Origin of the sequence: Sphingopyxis sp. OAS728 (genome assembly GCF_014873485.1) — a bacterium.
In the GTDB taxonomy this organism is placed as follows: Bacteria; Pseudomonadota; Alphaproteobacteria; order Sphingomonadales; family Sphingomonadaceae; genus Sphingopyxis.
The window spans coordinates 4,596,496-4,615,068 of record NZ_JADBDT010000001.1 but is presented as its reverse complement, the minus strand read 5'-3'; the positions used below and the strand labels follow the sequence as shown (position 1 = coordinate 4,615,068).

General features: G+C 62.2%; 19 protein-coding genes. 10 read left to right on the top strand and 9 right to left on the bottom strand.

Going from position 1 to position 18,573, the window contains the following annotated elements:
- Positions 1–259: 259 nt before the first annotated feature.
- The 3 genes from GGC65_RS21915 to GGC65_RS21905 are packed head-to-tail and all read right to left on the bottom strand — an operon-like array spanning position 260 to position 2,659.
- Positions 260–1,483, bottom strand: a complete 1,224-nt coding sequence (locus GGC65_RS21915) for an MFS transporter (protein ID WP_192649088.1) — start codon at positions 1,481–1,483, stop codon at positions 260–262.
- A complete protein-coding gene (locus GGC65_RS21910; protein ID WP_192649087.1) occupies positions 1,477–1,929 on the bottom strand; it encodes an acyl-CoA thioesterase in 453 nt (150 codons plus the stop codon). Before GGC65_RS21910 ends, GGC65_RS21915 begins: the two co-directional genes overlap by 7 nt.
- Positions 1,930–1,939: 10 nt before the next feature.
- A complete protein-coding gene (locus GGC65_RS21905) occupies positions 1,940–2,659 on the bottom strand; it encodes a nitroreductase (protein ID WP_225940958.1) in 720 nt (239 codons plus the stop codon).
- Between the two features lie 22 nt (positions 2,660–2,681).
- On the opposite strand from GGC65_RS21905, the gene GGC65_RS21900 reads away from it, so the two are divergent.
- Positions 2,682–3,374, top strand: a complete 693-nt coding sequence (locus GGC65_RS21900) for a helix-turn-helix domain-containing protein (RefSeq protein ID WP_318780240.1) — start codon at positions 2,682–2,684, stop codon at positions 3,372–3,374.
- 10 nt (positions 3,375–3,384) lie between these two features.
- Here GGC65_RS21900 and GGC65_RS21895 read toward each other — a convergent pair whose 3' ends face one another.
- The 5 genes from GGC65_RS21895 to GGC65_RS21875 form a co-directional block, all read right to left on the bottom strand.
- Positions 3,385–3,702 (bottom strand): AMP-binding enzyme, encoded by a 318-nt coding sequence (locus tag GGC65_RS21895; protein ID WP_192649085.1) that lies wholly within the window; start codon positions 3,700–3,702, stop codon positions 3,385–3,387.
- 238 nt (positions 3,703–3,940) lie between these two features.
- The gene (locus GGC65_RS21890; protein WP_192649084.1) at positions 3,941–4,438 is read right to left on the bottom strand and encodes a spore coat U domain-containing protein; all 498 of its coding nucleotides are present in this window, start codon (positions 4,436–4,438) and stop codon (positions 3,941–3,943) included.
- Complete coding sequence (locus GGC65_RS21885) at positions 4,435–6,636, bottom strand: fimbria/pilus outer membrane usher protein (protein WP_192649083.1); 2,202 nt, start codon at positions 6,634–6,636, stop codon at positions 4,435–4,437. The genes GGC65_RS21890 and GGC65_RS21885 overlap by 4 nt, the downstream gene beginning before the upstream one ends.
- Before the next feature lie 88 nt (positions 6,637–6,724).
- A complete protein-coding gene (locus GGC65_RS21880) occupies positions 6,725–7,459 on the bottom strand; it encodes a molecular chaperone (RefSeq protein WP_225941286.1) in 735 nt (244 codons plus the stop codon).
- Between the two features lie 15 nt (positions 7,460–7,474).
- Positions 7,475–7,975: a spore coat U domain-containing protein gene (locus GGC65_RS21875; protein WP_192649082.1), complete on the bottom strand. Its 501-nt coding sequence runs from the start codon at positions 7,973–7,975 to the stop codon at positions 7,475–7,477.
- A gap of 1,008 nt (positions 7,976–8,983) precedes the next feature.
- Here GGC65_RS21875 and GGC65_RS21870 point away from each other — a divergent pair.
- Together GGC65_RS21870 and GGC65_RS21865 are read left to right on the top strand one after the other, a co-directional pair.
- A complete protein-coding gene (locus GGC65_RS21870; RefSeq protein WP_192649081.1) occupies positions 8,984–10,201 on the top strand; it encodes a PAS-domain containing protein in 1,218 nt (405 codons plus the stop codon).
- 20 nt (positions 10,202–10,221) lie between these two features.
- On the top strand, positions 10,222–10,569 hold the full coding sequence (locus tag GGC65_RS21865) for a sensor histidine kinase (protein ID WP_192649080.1): 348 nt from the start codon (positions 10,222–10,224) through the stop codon (positions 10,567–10,569).
- Between the two features lie 43 nt (positions 10,570–10,612).
- Here GGC65_RS21865 and GGC65_RS21860 read toward each other — a convergent pair whose 3' ends face one another.
- On the bottom strand, positions 10,613–12,616 hold the full coding sequence (locus GGC65_RS21860) for a prolyl oligopeptidase family serine peptidase (protein ID WP_192649079.1): 2,004 nt from the start codon (positions 12,614–12,616) through the stop codon (positions 10,613–10,615).
- A 114-nt stretch (positions 12,617–12,730) separates the two neighbouring features.
- On the opposite strand from GGC65_RS21860, the gene GGC65_RS21855 reads away from it, so the two are divergent.
- The 7 genes from GGC65_RS21855 to GGC65_RS21830 all read left to right on the top strand — a co-directional run bounded on the left by GGC65_RS21855 (position 12,731) and on the right by GGC65_RS21830 (position 18,562).
- Positions 12,731–13,384 (top strand): TetR/AcrR family transcriptional regulator, encoded by a 654-nt coding sequence (locus GGC65_RS21855; protein WP_192649078.1) that lies wholly within the window; start codon positions 12,731–12,733, stop codon positions 13,382–13,384.
- 537 nt (positions 13,385–13,921) lie between these two features.
- Entirely contained in the window at positions 13,922–14,737 is an 816-nt protein-coding gene (locus GGC65_RS23530) for a hypothetical protein (protein ID WP_225940957.1), read from the top strand.
- 755 nt (positions 14,738–15,492) lie between these two features.
- Positions 15,493–15,699 carry a DUF2945 domain-containing protein gene (locus GGC65_RS21850; protein ID WP_192649077.1) on the top strand — a complete coding sequence of 69 codons (207 nt, stop codon included), beginning with the start codon at positions 15,493–15,495 and terminating at the stop codon, positions 15,697–15,699.
- Positions 15,700–15,773: 74 nt separating this feature from the next.
- On the top strand, positions 15,774–16,211 hold the full coding sequence (locus GGC65_RS21845; protein WP_413052746.1) for a DUF4126 domain-containing protein: 438 nt from the start codon (positions 15,774–15,776) through the stop codon (positions 16,209–16,211).
- A 184-nt stretch (positions 16,212–16,395) separates the two neighbouring features.
- Positions 16,396–16,797: a PRC-barrel domain-containing protein gene (locus GGC65_RS21840; RefSeq protein WP_192649075.1), complete on the top strand. Its 402-nt coding sequence runs from the start codon at positions 16,396–16,398 to the stop codon at positions 16,795–16,797.
- Positions 16,798–17,049: 252 nt separating this feature from the next.
- Positions 17,050–17,610, top strand: coding sequence for a hypothetical protein (locus tag GGC65_RS21835; RefSeq protein WP_192649074.1), 561 nt, complete (start codon positions 17,050–17,052; stop codon positions 17,608–17,610).
- A gap of 55 nt (positions 17,611–17,665) precedes the next feature.
- Positions 17,666–18,562 carry a hypothetical protein gene (locus tag GGC65_RS21830; protein ID WP_192649073.1) on the top strand — a complete coding sequence of 299 codons (897 nt, stop codon included), beginning with the start codon at positions 17,666–17,668 and terminating at the stop codon, positions 18,560–18,562.
- Positions 18,563–18,573: the final 11 nt, after the last annotated feature.

Sequence of the window (18,573 nt, the reverse complement as noted above, 5' to 3'; positions counted from 1 at the left end):
GAAACCCGCGCAGGTATAGAGATGGTCGATCATGTTCTGCAGACAACCATTCTAGCCACTCTACCCCGTCTTGGAAGGCGATTGCGTCGGTGTTCGGCTCGGCCAAAGTCGCTGATTCGATGATTGCCAACGGCTGATCAATGCCAATAATCAACTATCGTTAGATGCCTCTCATGGCCGGTAGCGGTCCGGCAGGTTTTAAGCAGAAAATTGCACTAGCGGACGCCGAGGTTGGGCCAAGGGACATCTGCGGATCACTTCAATCGGAAGCACGCCGCCTGGCGTTTCTGGACGCGAACGTCAGCGCGAGAGATGCGGCGAGGCACCAGAACGCCATCCACAGCATTTGCCGGGGGAGCGAGACGCCAAGGTCGATCAACCACCCGGTGAGCCCCGGTCCGACTGCGGTCGCAAGCACCATCGCAGACACGGTCAGGGCCCTGATGCTCCCGATATGCGCGTTGCCGTACACCTCTGGCCAAAGGGAGGCGAACACCGTGCCGACGACCCCGTAGCTGATGCCCAACAAAACCATGAAGACGTATATTCCCCATATCGGGGTAACAAGCGCAACGCCGAGCGCAGCGGCACCAAGCGGCAGCAGCGAGTAGGGAAGCAGCTTCAACGCGTCGTGGCGGTCGATCCAATGCCCGCTGAGCAGGCCGAACACGACGGTCGAGAGAGCCATGAGTGGATAGGCAGCCGCGAAGGCAAGCGGATCATACCCCCGCAGGTCGACGAGATAGCCTTGGTGAAAGAATATCACCGTGCCGATGAAGGGCGATGCGAGCGTCCCCGTAAGGAGCATATAGAAAACGGGATCGCGCAGAACTTCGGCCCGGGTCCAATCGCGCGCCGTCCGGCTCGCGACGGCGTCGGGTTCAACCGCATGCGGCATTCTGGGCATACGGCCCAGCGTGATCAACATGGGCAACGAGGCGACAAGCGCAGCAGCCGACAACAGCCAGACGAGCCGCCAGCTTCCACTGGCTTCGTGAACAAGAACGATCGCCGCCGGTAAGAGAGCGGAACCCAGTTGAAGCCCCTGCCCCGCGATCGCCATCGATTTCCCGCGGGTCGCGACGAACCAGCGCCCGACTTCGGTGTAAGCGGTTTCGATCATCATGCCCGGACCGAACAGTCGGAGGAGATAGAGGGCACCAACCAGAACGGCGATATTGGGTGCAAGAGCGAGCATGATGCACGCAAGGGCGAGCGCTGGCACCGTAAACCGGACGACCTGCCAGCCGGGCATCAGATCGAGCGTCCGGCCGAGCCAGGGCAAGGTCAGCGCGGCGCCGAGCGTCGCGATCATATACAGGCTTCCGAACTCCCCGCCCGACAAGCCATGCGTCGCGCGGATGTCGTTTCCCGAAAGGCCGATGAAGAAGGTCTGGCCGAAGGACGACAACAAGGTGAGCAGGAACCCGAACGACAGCCAGCGGCCATTGTCCCTGAGAAAGTCGAGATTGCGCTTCAACATCTGTTGTCGGTCTCGCCTGTCGAACCGAGCATCGCCTCGGCCCGTCGGCGAACCTCGTCGGGAAAGGCGCAAGCCTTGCGCAGCGCGGTGTCGAGATGCACCCCGGTGATCGCCGAGGTGGCAGCGATCAGGCCGTCGCTCGTACGCACCATCGCATGCTCGAAGCGCAAGACCTTCTCGCGCACCTCGACGAGGCGCGTTGTGATGCTAACGGTGTCGCCCGCGACAAGCTCGCGCAGATAGCGCGTCGTCTGTTCGACCGCTGCCATCCCGCGACCGTTTTGGACGAGGTAAGACCGCGTCAGCCCCAGTTCGGCGAAGAGAGTCCACGTCGCTTCGTCGAATTTGCCCGTGTACCACATGACGTTCATGTGGCCCATCTGGTCGCAGTGCCACGGATAGACGACGCCGCGATAGGTGAGCAATTCCGGTGCCTCGGCGGTCATTCCCTTTCCCTTATTCGCAAAAGGTCGCGAAATCCTCGATCGGGGCACGACCGAGATTGAGACTGTTTTCCGGCGCGGCCTCATCGGCCCATCCCAAGGACATGCCGCACACCAGCATTTCGCTTTCGGGGATGCCGAGTTCGGCCCGGATCACGGAATGGAACTGGCACCAGCTCTGCTGCGCGCATGTGTCGAGCCCCCGTGCCTTGGCGGCGATCATGATGTTCTGCAAAAAACAGCCATAATCGAGAAGGCTGCCATGCTCGAGCGCGCGGTCCATCGTGAAGATGATTCCGACCGGTGCGCCGAAGAACTGGAACTGCCGCGCCATCGCCTGCATACGGCCCTTCATGTCGTCATGAGCAACGCCTAGCGCGGCTCCGAACGCCGCCCCGAATGCCATGCGGCGCGCAAGATTGGCTTCGGGAAACTCATCGGGATAATATTTATACTCGTCGTCCTGCGGCCGCGGCCCCGTCGCGAGCAAGGCTGCGACCGACGCGGCGCACAGCCTGTCGCGCGCTTCACCGGTCACGACCCAAGCGCGCCAGGGCTGGATGTTCGTCCCGCTCGGGGCGTAGCGCGCGACATCCAGAATATCGCGCACCATGGCGACCGGAACGGGCTCGGAGCGGAACCGACGAACGGCGTGGCGCGCGACGATCGTGGCGTCGACGGCCTCGATCATCGGGTCTGCTGGCTTCGATCTCAACTCGGCAACGGCGGACATCAAAAATTCTCCTGACTTCACAATGTATAGTAGACGCTATACATTGATTCGCGCTAAATGTAAAGCAAGGACTATACATTTGGAGGATCGGTTGGCTGAAACGATGAAACGAGGGGATGCGAAACGCGCCGCATTGATCGAAGCGGCAGCGGCCATCCTCATGGAAAAAGGCCTCGCTGGGCTGACGACGCGCGAGATTGCGGAACGCGCCGGCAGCACCGAGCGAACGCTGTTCAAGCAGTTCGGGAACAAGGACGGCCTGATCGTCGAAGTGCTCGATCGTATAGCGAACGCGCAGATGGAGCAGTCGCTCTTCACCCGGCTGTCATCCGATCCGCCGCGGGACTGGGACGCGTTCGAGGCGTGGGACCGCGCGATGATGACCGAGCGTGTGGCTGCACAAGGGACGCGCTCCGAGGCGGGGCGCATGTTCCTCGTCGAGATACTTCAAAATCCTGTGTTCAAGGCACGCTATAGTGCAGTCTGGATCGATCGGCTGTGGCGCCCGCTCGTCGAATGCCTGGACGGGCTGAAAGCAAGGGGGCTGATTGCCGAGGGCGCCGACACGCGTTTTCTGGGGCGCTCGTTCCTCAGCCTTCACCTCGGCTATCTGGTCACCCGCATCAACATCGCGCCCGACCTCGACTGGGACAATGAGCGCGACGCCGCGGAGCTTGCCGCCTATTTTCGCGCGGGCGCCGAACGGCGGGCTTGAGGCCCGCCCCTCAGGCCGGGACATTCGCCGCGACCCGCGCCTCGCGCAGTGCGCTGCGACGGACCTTGCCCGCTTCGTCGCGGAGCGGCTCGTCGGTGATTTCGAAGCTCCGGGGCACCTTGTAGCGCACGACCAGCTGCGCGGCGAACGCGGCCAAATCATCTGCTGAAAGCTTGCCAGCCAACGTGCGATCGCGCTGGACGATCGCGTGAACCCGTGCGCCCAGATCGTCGTCGGGCAGACCGATGACGACGGCACATTCCGCGGCGGGATGCTGCATCAGCGCGCTCTCCACCTCGGCGGGATAGATGTTCGCAGCCTTCAACATTACCGCCGAAATCTCGATGGAAGGAGCAGCTTCCAATCGCTGCTGGACGATTTCGTACCGGCAGCTTTCCCGTACGAATTTGAATAAGCGGCCCCTTCCGAAGGCGGCTCTGCCTTGCCATATGGTTACCGGAGAAAAGCCGCACAACGAGCAACCGCGAAGCTCCCTGCGCGACTTATGGACCCGTCAGCATCGTCGCTCGTATCGAAGGGCTGGTAACTAGAGTCCAGACAACATCTCAGTAGGTTACGGTCACGATGATCGTATCGCTGTACGCGCCGGCCCGAGCGTTCTGCCGCGCAGGAATCCGGCCATAAACCGGGATGGTTCGGTCGACCAGCAAGAGACCGGCGAAGCTCTGGGTTACACGGAGCGAGCTGCCCGTGCCGTTTCCCCAAATCTGCGTCCGCGCGGCGTTGGTGTAGAGATTATACACAAGACTGTTGGTGCCATTCCGCAACGTGCGGCCCGCGTAGTTGTTCGACGCACCCGGGCTGAGATCGACCGTAAAAGATCCGGCCAGATCCAGCAGCAGCGTGCAGACGACGCGCACGGAACCAGCCGCATCGTTGGGCGATGCCGCGAGCGTGTTGTATGAGCCGAAAGCGACGCCCGTCGCGCTGACCGTACAGCTACAGAGCGACAGCGGACTGCAGGCGGCCTGCGCCGGCACGGGGGCGAGGAGCCCAAGGGGCAGCACCCCAGCGAACACAAGGCGAAGGCGTTTGTCGGTCATGGTCGCATCTCGCGGATCGTACAGCGCAGCGGCCCGATCCTGGGCAGCGCCTCCGCGGGCAAGTCTTTGGGCAGTGCTACCCGGCAACTCGCGCTGCCGAGATCGATGTCCAGCGTCATCCCCGGGCGTATCTCGCGAACGAATATCTCGCCGCCATATCCGACAAATGCGGTCTCGCCCGTACTTGCCCTTGCGCTCGCGCCGGCCTCGACCGGCGCTCCGCCGGAATCGGTCACGAGAATCGTAGCCGGCCGGTCGCGTTCGACGTCGAAACGGGCGGCCGCGGCGCCGCGAAAGCGCGGCACGACGATCAACGTATCGCTGGGCATGCGGGCATCGAGCGGGAGGTCGGATGGAGATAGCGCTATTCGGTTTTCCTCATAGGCTCTGAGATCCGGAATGATCGCCCTGCCCTTTGCGTCGGTCCGGGTGACAAGACGGTTCTCCTGATAGATGCGGACGTTCGCCTGCCCCGGAACCTCGATGACACCCAATCCGTCTTCGATCCGACGCGTCGCATAGGCCCGCTCTCCCGCAATGAGCAGCCCGCCGCTTGCCAATGCACGCAAGCCGGCCTTGGCGCCGAAACGCGCAACCTCGACGCGCGCTTCGCCGACGTCGCCGCGCCAGTTTAGCTCAGCCTGCTGTCGATCGGTGTCGCCTTCGCTCGCAGCGAGCCGGTAGCCCCATCCGCCTTCGGTGGGTGCAGTTTCGCGGATCTCGGCATAGATATTTCGGCTGTCGGCCTGCAGATAGGCGCTGCGCCGCGGGCCGAAGGCGATGGTGAGCCCGATCCCCGCCGTTGTCTCCCATCCGGCGTCGCGTGCGCGGCTCCGGATTGCGAACAGATTCACATAGGCGCTGCTGCCCAGCGCCGCGCTGTAATTCCCCGATACAAGCCGCGTACGGTTGCCGTCGGCATATTTGAGGTCGGTCCACGAAATCGACGCATTGCCCCACCGGCCGAGCGATGCCCCGGCAGTAGCCTGAAACTGGTCGGTAATGCGGTCGCGGTCGGAATCGATTCCGAGCTGATCGAACTCGCGCGACGCATGCTGGTAACTGACCGCCATATTCCAGCTTGGAGTTATGCGGCTGAAGAAGATGCGGTAGAGGCTTCCCTGTCCGTCCTCGCCGCGCGACAACGCGCCTGCGGCGCCGAATTCACCGACGGAGGGCCAGACGAGATTGATGCCCGCACCGGCCATCTGGACATTCCCGCTGACCTCGGCGCGGCTTTCGACCGTCAGCCAATCGGTCAGGCCGCGGCGGTAGCTTCCCGCTGCGAAAGGATTGCCATAGTGAAAACTGCGAAAGCCATAGTCGCGCCGCTCGGCTCCGGCCTCGAGCGACCAGGCCGACAAACCGCGGCTGAGCAGGCGCGAACTGACATAATAAGGCGTGCGAACGCGCCGCTCGACGCCGAGCGCATCGCGGACCACCAGCGTCACCTCGCCGGCGCCGGTCACGACCGGAATCTGGTTGATCGAAAACGGGCCCTGATCGACCTGCCCCTGATAGCGCAGGGCATCGTTGACCAGCAGCTCGACATGCGACGGCACCGCCGCCCGATCGGCGAACTCGGGCACCGGAAAGGTTACAAGATCGGGCTGCAATCCGAATTCGGTTCCGAACCGCACGCCGCCGAAGCGGACCTGCCGCGACCAGTCGCGCGCCTCGGTGACCGTGTCGCCAATGACGAGGCGGGTAAGGCTTTCGGGAAAATCGCGGAGGTAATAGCTGTCGAGGCGCGTGAACTTTCCGGTTCCCCCGGTTCGTCCCACGGTCATCGTGCTCGCGAACAGACCCCAATCGTCCGACACGCCGGCTTCGACGAACGCCCCGCCGGTCACGCGGTCGTCCACCTCCAGCGACAAATCATAGTTGAGGAACGCCGAAAACGCGCCCGGCGTCGGCTGGACGCGCGCCGGCGCCGAGGAAAGGCGTTGCGCCATGAAACGGTCGGACGGGACGTTCAGGTCAAGGCGTTGAAGCGCCGTATCGAACACCGCGACCACCCCGGGAATTGCCGACAGCGCCACCATCGCATCTCCCTCGATCATCTGCGGCGCAACGCCGGCGTGATCGATCCGCCAGGCGTCGAGATCGGCCGCCCGGACCCAAAAATCTTCGCCTCGCCGTGCAACAATATGCTGGCCTTCGCGCACCGACCCGTTGATCGAGATTTCAACGTACATCAGCCCGGCATGGGCGTCGGCCGGCGGCTCAACGGGTTGCGCTCGAACCGGGCAGGCAGCAAGGATGCTCAGGACACCCACCGCTGCACTAAGGCCGCCCGGCTTCACGCGCCGCCGCCTCCAAGACGAGGTCGACCGACAGATCGGCCTGATCGGTCATCGCCTCCAGCTTGAGCCTTTCACCCGCGCGCGGCTGGCTGCTGACCTCAAGCGTCACCCTTCTCGACGTTCCCGGCAAAAGATAAACCGACATGTCTTCGCTACCGAGCACCGCGTCGCCCGCCCGCTTGAGGGTCAGGCGGTTGAGCTGGACATGGACATTCCCTTCATTCTGCACGAGGAACGCGACCTTGGCGCCCCCTTCGGAAACGACGCGCCATGACAGGCGCGCGGCCGGCTGTGCGGGCGGCACGAAGATCGGGACACTGATCCGCAGCAAGGTGCGCACCTCCCCCGGGACGCTTGGCCGATCGGTGGGAACCTCTTCGAGGAATACGCGGTACGCTTTCTCCGTCGCGCCCGGGCTGGTGCGCAGACCGAACCGCGCGATCTGCGAGCGCCTCGGCGCAATTTCGAACAGCCCCGGGTTGGCCAGAACCTCGCGCGTCTCCTCATAGATGTCGCGCTCGCCCTCCTGCCGCCAGGCATAGAGACGCAATTGGACCCGCGACGCCTCGTCGCTGTCGTTTTCGATCGTCATCGTCTGTACCGGCTGTTCGGACGTGAGTTCGATGCGGACCGGAAAGAGCTTGAACACCGCAGCGCCGAGCAGGCCCGGAGCCAGCAACGCAGCAAGCATCGTCGCCGCGAGACGGAAAGGCATGGCCACCGAAGCGGCCTAATAGTTTACGGTAACGGTGATCGTATCCGTATAGTCACCCGCAGGCACATTCTGGCTGGCCGGCACGCGTCCATAAACTGTCAGGGTCGTCGGGGTGACCGGAGCAGTTGTCGCCGGCGGTGTGTTCGTGCCGGGCGTGTTGCCCCATACCGTCGTCCGTCCGGCTTGCTGGAACAGCCCATAGTTCAGCCTGTTGGCCGCGTTGCTCATTTGCCGGGTTGTGACCGTCGCCCCCGCCGCGGTGCCTGCGCTCAACCCGACAGTGAAGGATGTTCCCACTGTGCAGAGCACCGATAATGTCGTGGTCGCGTCGAGTGGTGTCGCCGACGTCGGGTTATATGTGCCGAAAGCAAGCGGGTTGGCCGACACGGAACAGGATGTCAGCACGGTCGCCGTAACGGGAAAGGTGGTCGTGGCAGTCTGGGCCATTGCCGGCTGGGTCGCCAGCATTCCACCGCAAACAAGGGCGAATATGGGAATATGGTTGCGGCACGACATCGGGACCTCCTTTACGGTTGTCCCTCACCCCGGTTACCCTCAGATCCAAACTGGCACGAAGCATTAGATAAAGCAAATATGTCGTTTTTTTTCCGACCTGTACGATGCACAGTCGGCCTCACATCAATCAGCTTCTGTTAACCCTATTCGAAAGATCGACTGCGTCTGGATTCAGAAAAACACCTCGACGACACGCAGATCGCTCATCTTGTCGACAGCGGCCGGATCCGGCGAGTCAGGCGTCGGATCGCTGGTTTTCCCCGGGATCGGCGTCCGAACTTCTGCCCTGCGGGAATTGGCGCAGGCTATGGAGACAGGTTGATCGCCTTTCGCCGAAGCGTTCCCGGTCGAATTGACAGAACATGGCGACACCACCGTCGCACCGATCGCCAAGCTGGCCCGAGGCGGACCCGCGACGGATGCCTGTGCAACCAACAAGGCCACGCAGCTGGCGGTTACAAATCCCGATAAACTTGCGTTTCGCACATCGCCCCCCGTTTCTTGCTCGATCAGGTAACGGGACGAATATCCAGATCTTTAGGAAAATGAACCGAAAATCATCGCGCTACCTCCGGCAATGGCGCTGGGCCCATCAGCATTTTGCCACTAAGTCTCAGGCCAACTCGCTTCGCCAACGCAGAATTCAGTTTAAGCCCGCCGCATCGGGTCTCGTCAGCGCATCAGCCATTCTCGAACAAGACATGGGCAAATGAACGCTGATGGCCGACGGTGGACGGGCAGTTCCTAAGCGGCAAACCCAGACATGCGGACGTTCGTAATTGACCGTGATCGTGCGCGAAGAGAAATGACTAGATGAAGCCGCTCTTCAAAAAACATCCGCAACCGCGGGATGCGATCAGAACAATGCAATGAGTCCGCGTGCGGCAAATTTCGTCGATTTCAGTGCCGGTGCGGGACATGTTTGGGTCAATCATGGTTTTGTGGAACCGCGCCCCGTGTTGCCTTGTTGTTTCGAGCATAAGATATTGTTCACGGACGAGAAGGTCGATGTCCCGATACGACATCATCGCGAAAATACCCGGCGACGAGGCGCTGCGGCTGGCGGCAATCGAGCGCTATAAATTATCGGGGATCGGGCGCGAGGCCGCCTTCGACCGCATAGCCCGGCTGACCGCAAGCCTGTTCGAGGTGCCGGTTTCCCTCGTGTCGATCGTCGGTTCCGAAATGCAGTGTTTTCGCGGCGCATGCGGGCTCGATGTGTCGGGCACACCGCGCGACATCGCCTTCTGCGCCTTTGCCATCCTCGACAGCGACGTGACGGTCGTACCGGACGCGATGGAAGATCCCCGGTTCGCGCATAATCCGCTTGTGACAGGGCCACCCTATCTTCGTTTCTACGCGGGCGCACCGCTGCGGGTCGACAACCGTGCGGTTGGAACACTGTGCATCGGCGACACGAAGCCGCGGCAGTTCAGCCTGGAGGACCGCAAACGGCTCGCCGATCTCGCGTGTACGGTCGTCGATCTTGTCGAGCTGCGCGTCGAGCGGTTTGCGTCTAAGGATCATCGACACCAACTCGACAATGAGCGCGAGCTATTGAAGCTGACCGTCGAAAATGTCAGCGAGGGGGTCGGCCTGTTCGACGCCGATCTCAGGCTGATGCTCTGGAACGAGGATTTCACCAGGTTGCTGGGCTACCCCGCAGGGGCGGTACGCGAAAGGGCCACAGCCGCAGAGCTCGTATATCCCGTGGCCGCAAGAGGAGACCTTGGCCCGGGCGACCCTTCAGACATCGTTGCCGCGATGATGGCCTCGATCCAAAGCTCGGAAAGCCGCCACCTCGACATCGTACGCGCCGATGGAACGACGATCGAATTCCGGCGCAGGACGCTCGTCGACGGACGATTTATCGCAACCGTTCGCGACGTCACGACCGAACGGCAAATTGCCCGCCTCAAGGACGAACTGGTTTCGACGGTGAGCCACGAGCTGCGGACACCGCTCACCGCGATCGCGGGTTCACTGGGCCTGATCACGGCCGGTGCAGCGGGCGAAGTCGCTCCCAAAGCCGCACGGCTTGCCACCATCGCCTTACGGAATGCCGAGCGCCTGACCGGTCTCGTGAACGATCTGCTCGACATGGACAAATTGCATTCGGGCCGCATGAATTTCACCTTTGCGGTCGAAGACATTGCCCAGCTGCTGGCCGAGGCGGTCGAGCAGAATGAACCGTTTGCGCAGCGCCATGGCGTTGCGCTGAATTGAACGCGCCGCCCAGAGCGCTCATGGCATCGATTGATTATGCGCGGTTTAATCAGGTCATTTCCAATTTGATCTCGAACGCCTGCAAATTCTCTCCGTCCGGCTCTACCGTTCGGATCCGTCTTGAGCGACGAGATGATTTCGCCGTGGTTCGCGTCGTAGACGAAGGACCGGGAATCGGGCCGGAATTCCGTCAACGCATGTTCACGCGCTTCGCACAGGAGGAAGGCGTTCACCAGGCAGGCCATGTCGGCACCGGACTTGGACTCGCGATCAGTAAGGCCATCATCGACGCGCACGGCGGAACAATCGCTCTGGATGAATCCTATGCCGATGGTGCTGCATTCAATATTTCACTCCCGCTTCTCTGACATCGGCGCCGGGTGGCGCCCGCTTCCCGCTGCTTTCCGAACCTCAGCTCAGTTCATCGTAAAAGAAGGTGAGCTCCTCCACATCTCGCTCGATGAACAGTTCGCGTGTCATCGTATTGTGTCCAGCGCCTTCGCGCACGCGCAGGCGGATACGGCGATCGGAGCTGTTCGCGGCTTCCGCCGCCGCGATCATCTTACGCGCATGCCACGGCGGGCAGGTCGTGTCGGCGGCCCCCGCATCGCACAGCAGGGCCGGATAATGCGTCCCGGTACGGACCCGGTGGACGGGCGAATAGGCGCGCATCGCCGCCGCATCCTCGGCAATCGCCGGGTCGCCATAATCGGCCTTCACGATATTCAGCGGCACCGGATCGCGGGCAAGGTTGACCAGATCGCACACCGGCACCTGCGCCACCGCGGCGCCGATCAGGTCGGGACGCTGGGTGAACACCGCGCAGGTCAACAGGCCGCCGTTGGACGAACCGATCACGCCGGTGCGTTCGGGCGTCGCGAAACCGCGCGCATGGAGATCCTCGATCACCGCGAACATATCGTCGAACGTGCCCTGCTTGCGGTGCATCCGGCCCTGATTCCAGAATTCGGTGTCACGCTCGCCGCCGCCGCGTAGCTGGGTATGGACCCACAGGCCGCCCAGCTCGGTCCACGCCGCGCCCATCGCCGAATAGCTGGGGATCCAGGGCGCGTTAAAGCCGCCATAGCCGGTGACGATCGTCGGCGCGCTGCCGTCGAGCGGGGTCGACCGCTTGCGCAGCACCCAATAGGTGACAGGGCCGTTCGGGCCGGTCGCGCTCAGGCGCTCCAGTTCACGATCGCTCAGCGGATGCGCTGACGCCTCCAACTCTTCGACCGTCAACTCGCGAAGGTCAGCACGGTAAACGCCGCAGCCGGAGGTCAGGCTGCTGTGAAGGAACACACAGGAATCGCCGTCGGGACCGACGACATCGGACATGATCGCGGCGATAAAGCCAAACCCCATCAGCCCGAAGGCACCGTCATCGGGAAGCGGCAGATAGCCGAGGTCGCGGCCCTGCAGGTCGAGCGACTTGAGCCGCATCACACCGCCCTCGATGGTGGTGAGCGCGACATATTTGCCGCACAGGGTGATCGAGACCAGCTTGAGCTCCTCGCGGGCTGCGATCAATTCGCGCCATTTGGCGCGATCGTCGAAGCTGTCGGCGGGGATCGCGACCAGCCGGCACCAGCCTGAAACATCATCGGTGATCGCCCAATATTCGTCGCCAACAAACCGCCCCTTGTACATCGAACCGGCCGGGCCGCCGTCCTCCGCCAGCACGCGGATCCAGTTGCCGCCGTCCGTACGTTTGATCCAGCGCGGGCGCGGCGCGGTCTGGTTGGCCAGCACCGACACCCAGCGGCCATCGGCCGACATCACCGGCCAGCCGAAGGGAAAGTCGAGCTCGGTAGGCTGCAATTCGGCCTCGCCCGACAGCGGCTGCCACCAGACGTCATATTGCGGCGCGACCTGACCGTCGGCGAGCGTCTTCATGCCGAGGACCGAATAAAAGAAGCCGCTGTTGTCGTGCGCCCACGCGCCCAGCGCATAACCGGCGATCGACGGAAATTCGCGCACGACGTTGCCGTCCGCGACGCTCAGGACGCGATAGGCGACCGCCTGATCGACGCTGATGCCGACGAACAGCAGCGTCCCGTCCGGCGAGGGATGGCAGATGGTGATCGTCGCGGCCGGGCCATGATCGCTCGGGTCGACAAGCACGCGGCCCGCTTCGGTCGGGCTGGGCGAAACCGTCAGCACCAGATTGGGGCGGCCTTCGACCTGGACCTTGCGGAACCAGCTATCGCCGAAACGTTCGGGCGCGGTCGCGGCGAAGAGGTCCTCGAACGTCGCATTCACCGCGGCGGCAACGCGCGCGGCGTTGGGGGACGCGGCGAGTTCGGCCACCGTCGTGTCGTTCGCTTTCGTCTGCCATGCAATCACCGCAGCGTCCGCATCCTCCTCCAGCCAGCGATAATCGTCCGGCACGGCGGCATCCATCGTCTCGGTCATAGATCTTTCCTCTGCTTGCCGAATCCGCTGTGATATGAGGCACCGAATTCGACTTTTCTCTCGACTGCTGAAAATACTATTTTCCCGACTTCTAAAAAGTGTCAAGAGGGCTATATGACCGAGACCATCATCAAACGCATGGGCCGCCCGCCGAAGGTGACGCGCGACGAGATCCTCGACGCGGCCGAACGGTGGGAGCCCGCCGAGTTACAGCTCACTTCGCTCGCCGATGCGCTCGGCATCTCGGTGAAGACCATCTATTATTATTTCCCGGCCCGGCAGGTGCTGCTCGACGCACTGACCGAGCGCGCGGTTGCCGAGATGGGACTGCCGGATATCATGGCGGCCGCGACTTGGCGCGACGTGCTGACCGACGTGGCCATCTGGTTTTACCAGTTAGGGTATTCGCACCCGGGCTGGTTCATCGAATCGAACATCGTCGTCCGGCGTGTCGGCCTGCAATTGCTACGGCTGACCTTCACCCGGCTCGAAGAACTGGGCTGGCAGAAATCCGACGCCATGCGTGCCAATCTCGTGGTCAGCAACTGGGCCGTCTGCCGGGGAGAGTCCGCCAACGCCAATCCGGCGGGCAAATATTCCACCGAGCAGGCGCGCGATATGCTGGCGGACTATTTCAGCGCCGATGTGGCGGACGAAATGAACATGGTGTCGCAGACTGTTGGCAGCGAGCAGGAATTGTTCGACGACGGGCTGGCAGTGGTGCTGGCCGGTATCGAACAAGTAATATTGGGTGACCGACGTGAATAGCTCCGCATCTCAAGGAAATCTGTGCTTCGGTTCCTAGCCGATAGTCGACCCTCTCGGTGTAAACGAGATGCTCTTGGATAGCGGTCACTGGCCGGTTGCGGAATGGCAGGTTCCGGGCGCCAGTCCAAGATAGCTGCCATTCGTCAGAATCCCGCGCGGAGGGGCGCGCGGGCTACAGCTCCACTTCGTCGCCCTGCGGTTAGAGCATTAGCCCGCGGGTTGTCGCGCACCACTCGGCGCCCATCACAGTCGACAGGATTTTCGAACCGCGACATCCACGCACACCATGGTGAGGAAAATATTTGCCTATTGCGGCCCATCGCTTAATCATTGAAAAATAACCGATGAGTTGGGCGTGTCAGGGGGAGAGACACAATGCGCATCTGGCGACCAACCGCTGCTGCTGTTGCGGTGCTGAGCCTTAGTGGTTGCGGGGGCAGCGGGAATTCGGGGTCGACCGCTCCGCCCGTGGTTGTGGCGCCCACTCCGACTCCCACGCCCACCCCCACTCCAACCCCGACACCGTCGCCAACTTATTTGGAAGCGACAGATTTTACGGCAAATCGCGATTATCCCGGCTGGGGAGTGCGGGTTGTCAACACCTATACGGCGCCTCCTTTAGGGGCGCCGGCGGGTACGATAGGGACGTCGGTCTATACGGCGGACCTCGCGCCAGAGACCCGCGCCGCTGGCTTTATCTACACTGCTTCCACAAAGACCTACATTGTGAGGTGGTTTTCAGACGAGCGAAGCTATGGGCCCGTCACTTCGTCTTTGTTTCAGGATCTGATACCCACCGATAGGACCGCAGATTTTGAATTCGTCCGAAGCCACTTCCGCGTAAACCCGGCGACCGCGGATTACACACGCTATCTGGGGGCTGTGAGCTGGTCTTCATACGAGGGCAATGGTAATAGTGCGCTCAACTCGGTCACCCGGAACTACGCGTCGATTTTCGGCACAACGACTGTACCCTCAGATCTGCCAACGACTGGAACTTACCGGTTCAATTTGCCAAGCGGGTCGCTGCCGACCGACCTCACGGGATATATTTTCGGGGGAGCGGAGGGCATCCTTCTCACGGTAGATTGGGTGACCGGTGCAATCAGCGGCACCTGGACGTTTCAACCCGCTCCAAACGCACCGGCAGGGGCACAGCCTCTCGTGATGACGTTCAGCGGCACAGTGAACATGGGATCCAGCAGAGTGACGGGCAACATCACCGGTCCCTATTCGGGCACATTTTCGGGCGCGGTATTCGGGCCGCGGGGGCGCGAACTCGGCATTGCGATGACTTTGAGTAACGCGAGCGGAGGTAAGCTCGCCGCGGTTGCTGGGGGTAAACAATATTAGCTCAGCGACGCTTGCCGGGACTAAAGGCCCGGGGTCTTTTCAACTCTTGGCCGATTGCAGACACCTCGATAACGAACGACGCGGCCACTTTCGGCCATTCTGGCACTTGTTAAATGTCCGACATCAGGCGCGATGCGGTCAATGACACCCCAAACGCCGATGATTGAACCGCGATTCACAAGCAAATGGCGGTAACCACGCTCAGGACTTCAATGACTTGGCAAGTTGGTAGCGGAGGAGGGATTCAAACTCTGCATACAAACAGTTGAAATTAAATATTTTTTTCTTTTTTTTCCGCGCTAGAGGCCCTTAGAAGACCCCGCGAGTGACCAGACGTGCAAAAATCCCGGTAGGTCGAAACGTTACTTGCAAGAAATCGGTTTTCAGAACTGAGCTGACCAAGTCACAACCTCCGCGCTGCAAGACGGTATCGGCTCAATCACGCTGTAGGCGCTGCATCCCGTTTGTGCGACGCGTGGATATCGCCGTCCGCACTCGCTCCATCTCAGCCGCAAAACGGGCTGCAAGGCCCTCCAACAACCGGACCGCTTACTCACGATCCATGTCTGCCGGAACGACGACGTTTCCCGCGTGAGTGTCGGCGGCGCGCGTGCGAAGAAAGGCAAGTTCGGTTTCTGCGTCGCGATGAAATTTGTCGAGCGGACCCATGCGAGACCAACGCATGCGCAGACAGCGTTCACAATCCCGCGGAACTTTCACTGCGCTCATGGGCTCTTTCTCCACAGGAGTTGAAGATGCCAGACAAGTTCAAAGCCGGTGACGAGGTCATATGGAAAAGCCATGGCGGCACGGCGCAAGGCAAGGTCGTGAAGAAAGTCACCGCGCCGCTCGAGATCAAGGGCCACCACGTCGCAGCATCCGCCGAAAATCCCGAATATCTTGTTGCAACTGGAGCGGGAAAGCGTGCCGGTCATAAAGCGGGCGCGCTTCAGCGGCGGTAATCGCCAATCCAAATTGACGGAGATTGACTTTGTTCCGCTCGCTTCTTCTCGGCGCAATCGCAGGCTCGCGATCGATGACGCCGCTCGCTGCGGTGAGCGATGCCGCACACAAGGGCACTCTGCCCGCAGCTAGCGCTGCCCCAGCGATTATTGCCAACCCGCTCGTGGCCGCAGGCACGAAAGCGCTCGCCGCCGGCGAACTCGCGGGAGACAAGATGGAATCGGCGCCCGACCGGACGGTTGCCGCCGGAATGGCAGCTCGCATCGTAACCGGTGCAATTGCCGGCATGTCGATTGCACCGCGCGAGCAACGCGCACTTGCCGCATTGCTTGGCGTCGCAGGCGCGGTCGGCGCAGCTTATGTGACCTTTCACCTCAGGGTGAAGGCCATCGCTCGCTATGGACAAAAACCCACGGGCGTGGTCGAAGACGCGCTTATTCTGGGAGCTACCAGCCTGGTGATGAAAGGCGTGACTCTGCCTCCAGCGCCGCCTCCTCAACCAGCCCACTAAGGCGAGAGGCATCCGCCTAAGGTGGCAGGATCACGCCCAACCCCCGGGTGAAAGAGCGGCCGCGGCGCGCGCACTATTCCACTTGGCGGCCGGTGCCCTCGGGCGCAAACTCGCTGCCCGGCGCCGCAGTTTCGCAACCGTTTTGGCGGGAGGGCGTTTCCGAGCATCACCGAAAGGAACCTCGATGCGCTATTTCCTCCTGGCCTCCGCCTCCCTCTTGCTGCTCGCCGGCTGCTCCGACAGCAATGACGCGGCGGAACAGAAGATCGAGAAAGCAGCCGAGACCAGTGCGACGGTCGCAGGTCCGATTCCCGCCGCGCTCGGGCTTAGCGAAGCGCAACTGATCGACGCAGACCTGGTGGGAACGGACGGTAAGGAGCTCGGCGATGTCACACAGGTTCTGCGCGACCGCGAGGACAAGGTCGACCGGCTGCTGGTCGAACTCGACGGGCCCGGTGAACACTATGTCAATGTTCCGATCCTCGGCCTTAAACCTGTCGTCGATGGCGACGACACGAATTTGCAAACGACGTTGACCAAAGCCCGGCTGGACGCGCTGCCCGAGGTGAAGCTCACGCCGCCCTGAGAAAGTCGGTGCGCAAAGGGACGATTAGACGGGCTGACAGCGCCGCCTCGGCTCCGAAACCTTGGCAGGAACGAAGTCGATCCAGCCCACGCCCCATTTGACTGCCAGCCGCACGGCACTCGGCTATTCTCGGCACTTGGCCCTCCAGCGGCCTGCGCCTTCTATTTCAGCCACCATAATAAATGGATAGACGCAACGCCGACTGCCGGTGGCGCGTTGTGCGGTGAAGGGGGCTTAAGGCAGGACGTCTCGATGCCGCGCTTATCTCTTTTTCCTATCTCCGCTTTCACGATCGCTCTTGCCGCCTTCGCGCTTCAATCGTGCAAGAGTCAGCCCCAAGCCGTCGCGGTCCCCGCCGGCAGCAGCAAGGATATCGTGGTACTCGCCGATGGCGCCACGATCGTGGCGCCTGAAGGCAGCCGAGATCGGGCGATGACCGACTGGCTGAAGGCGGCAGAGGCGGCGCCGGCGAGGTTCTCGCTCGGCTCCGACATGTTCAAGGCCGGTTCGGCTGAACTAAGCCGTCAGGGTCTGGGCGATGCCGCCAAGCTCGCAACCCTCTTGCGCGCAACACCCGACGCGCGCGTGGCACTTCTCGGGGGCGCTGAAGTCAAAAGAGACGCCGCGCCAAACTTTGCTCTTGCGCAGCGGCGGCGCGAGACACTTGCCGCTTTTCTCAAGGATCGCGGCATAGCCTCGGATCGCGTCGAACTGTCGTCACGCGAGATGGCCGCTGAATCCGATCCGGCCGACGTCGAACTGGTCGCCAAACGCGGGACCTCACTCGAGCCGGTCCTCGCCTCAAATTCCTGAGTGATTCACTCACGAAGCTTCCGCGCATTCGTTCAACCTCAGAAAGGAATTCCCGATGTTCGCGATCAAGAGCCTGGGCGCAGTGAGCGCCAGCGCACTCCTCCTAACGGCCACGCCACTGCTAGCCCAAAGCACAACGTCCGAGCCCAGCAAGGATGCGCAGGAAAATCGACTGGGGGACATCATCGGGGCGCTGTTCGGTGACCGGCTAGGCGCATCCGCTTCGATCGAAGGACAATGGGCGCGCGGCCGCAAGCCGCTCGCAACGCAGCGCACCCAGTTTCACAGCCGGATCGATACCGACGTACGATCAGGAGCGCTTACCAATGCGAATGGCGTGCGCCTCAAGGCGGAATATGACAAACTCGTCGATCTTGAGGCTCGATACGGGTCGGATAATCGCTTTACGACACAGGAGCGAACCGAGCTTGGCGATCGCTATGGCGCGCTCACCCAGGCCCTCAGCGAGGGCGGCTACGCCGACGAGGGAAGCTCGAACCGCCTGTCTGTCGCAGAGGGCCGCGCGGAGTTCGAGCGCCGTGTCGACGCGGCAGCTGCCTCGCGCAAGATCAGCCGGACCGAGGCGTCGCGCCTGAAGCGCGATTACGCAAGCCTGATCCAGACCGAAGTCACCTATGCCCGAGACGGGATCAGCGAGCGCGAACAGGACGATCTTGACAGCCGTCTCGATGCCCTCGATGCGCGTGTCGGCGATACCGGCTATGGCGGCAGCGCTCCGGTCCTCGACAATCGCACCCGGCTTGCGAATATCGAACGTGCCTTGGGATCGAGCGGACTGAGCTCCAGCGCGCAGGTGCAGCTTCGCGTCGAGCTTGGCGACATTACGCGGCTCGAGGCGGCATACGGCCGAACGTCGCCTTCTAGCGACGACCGTAGCTATCTCGAACGCCGGATCGTCGATCTCGAAACACGGGCACGAGTCCGCCGCTGACCGACATTCAA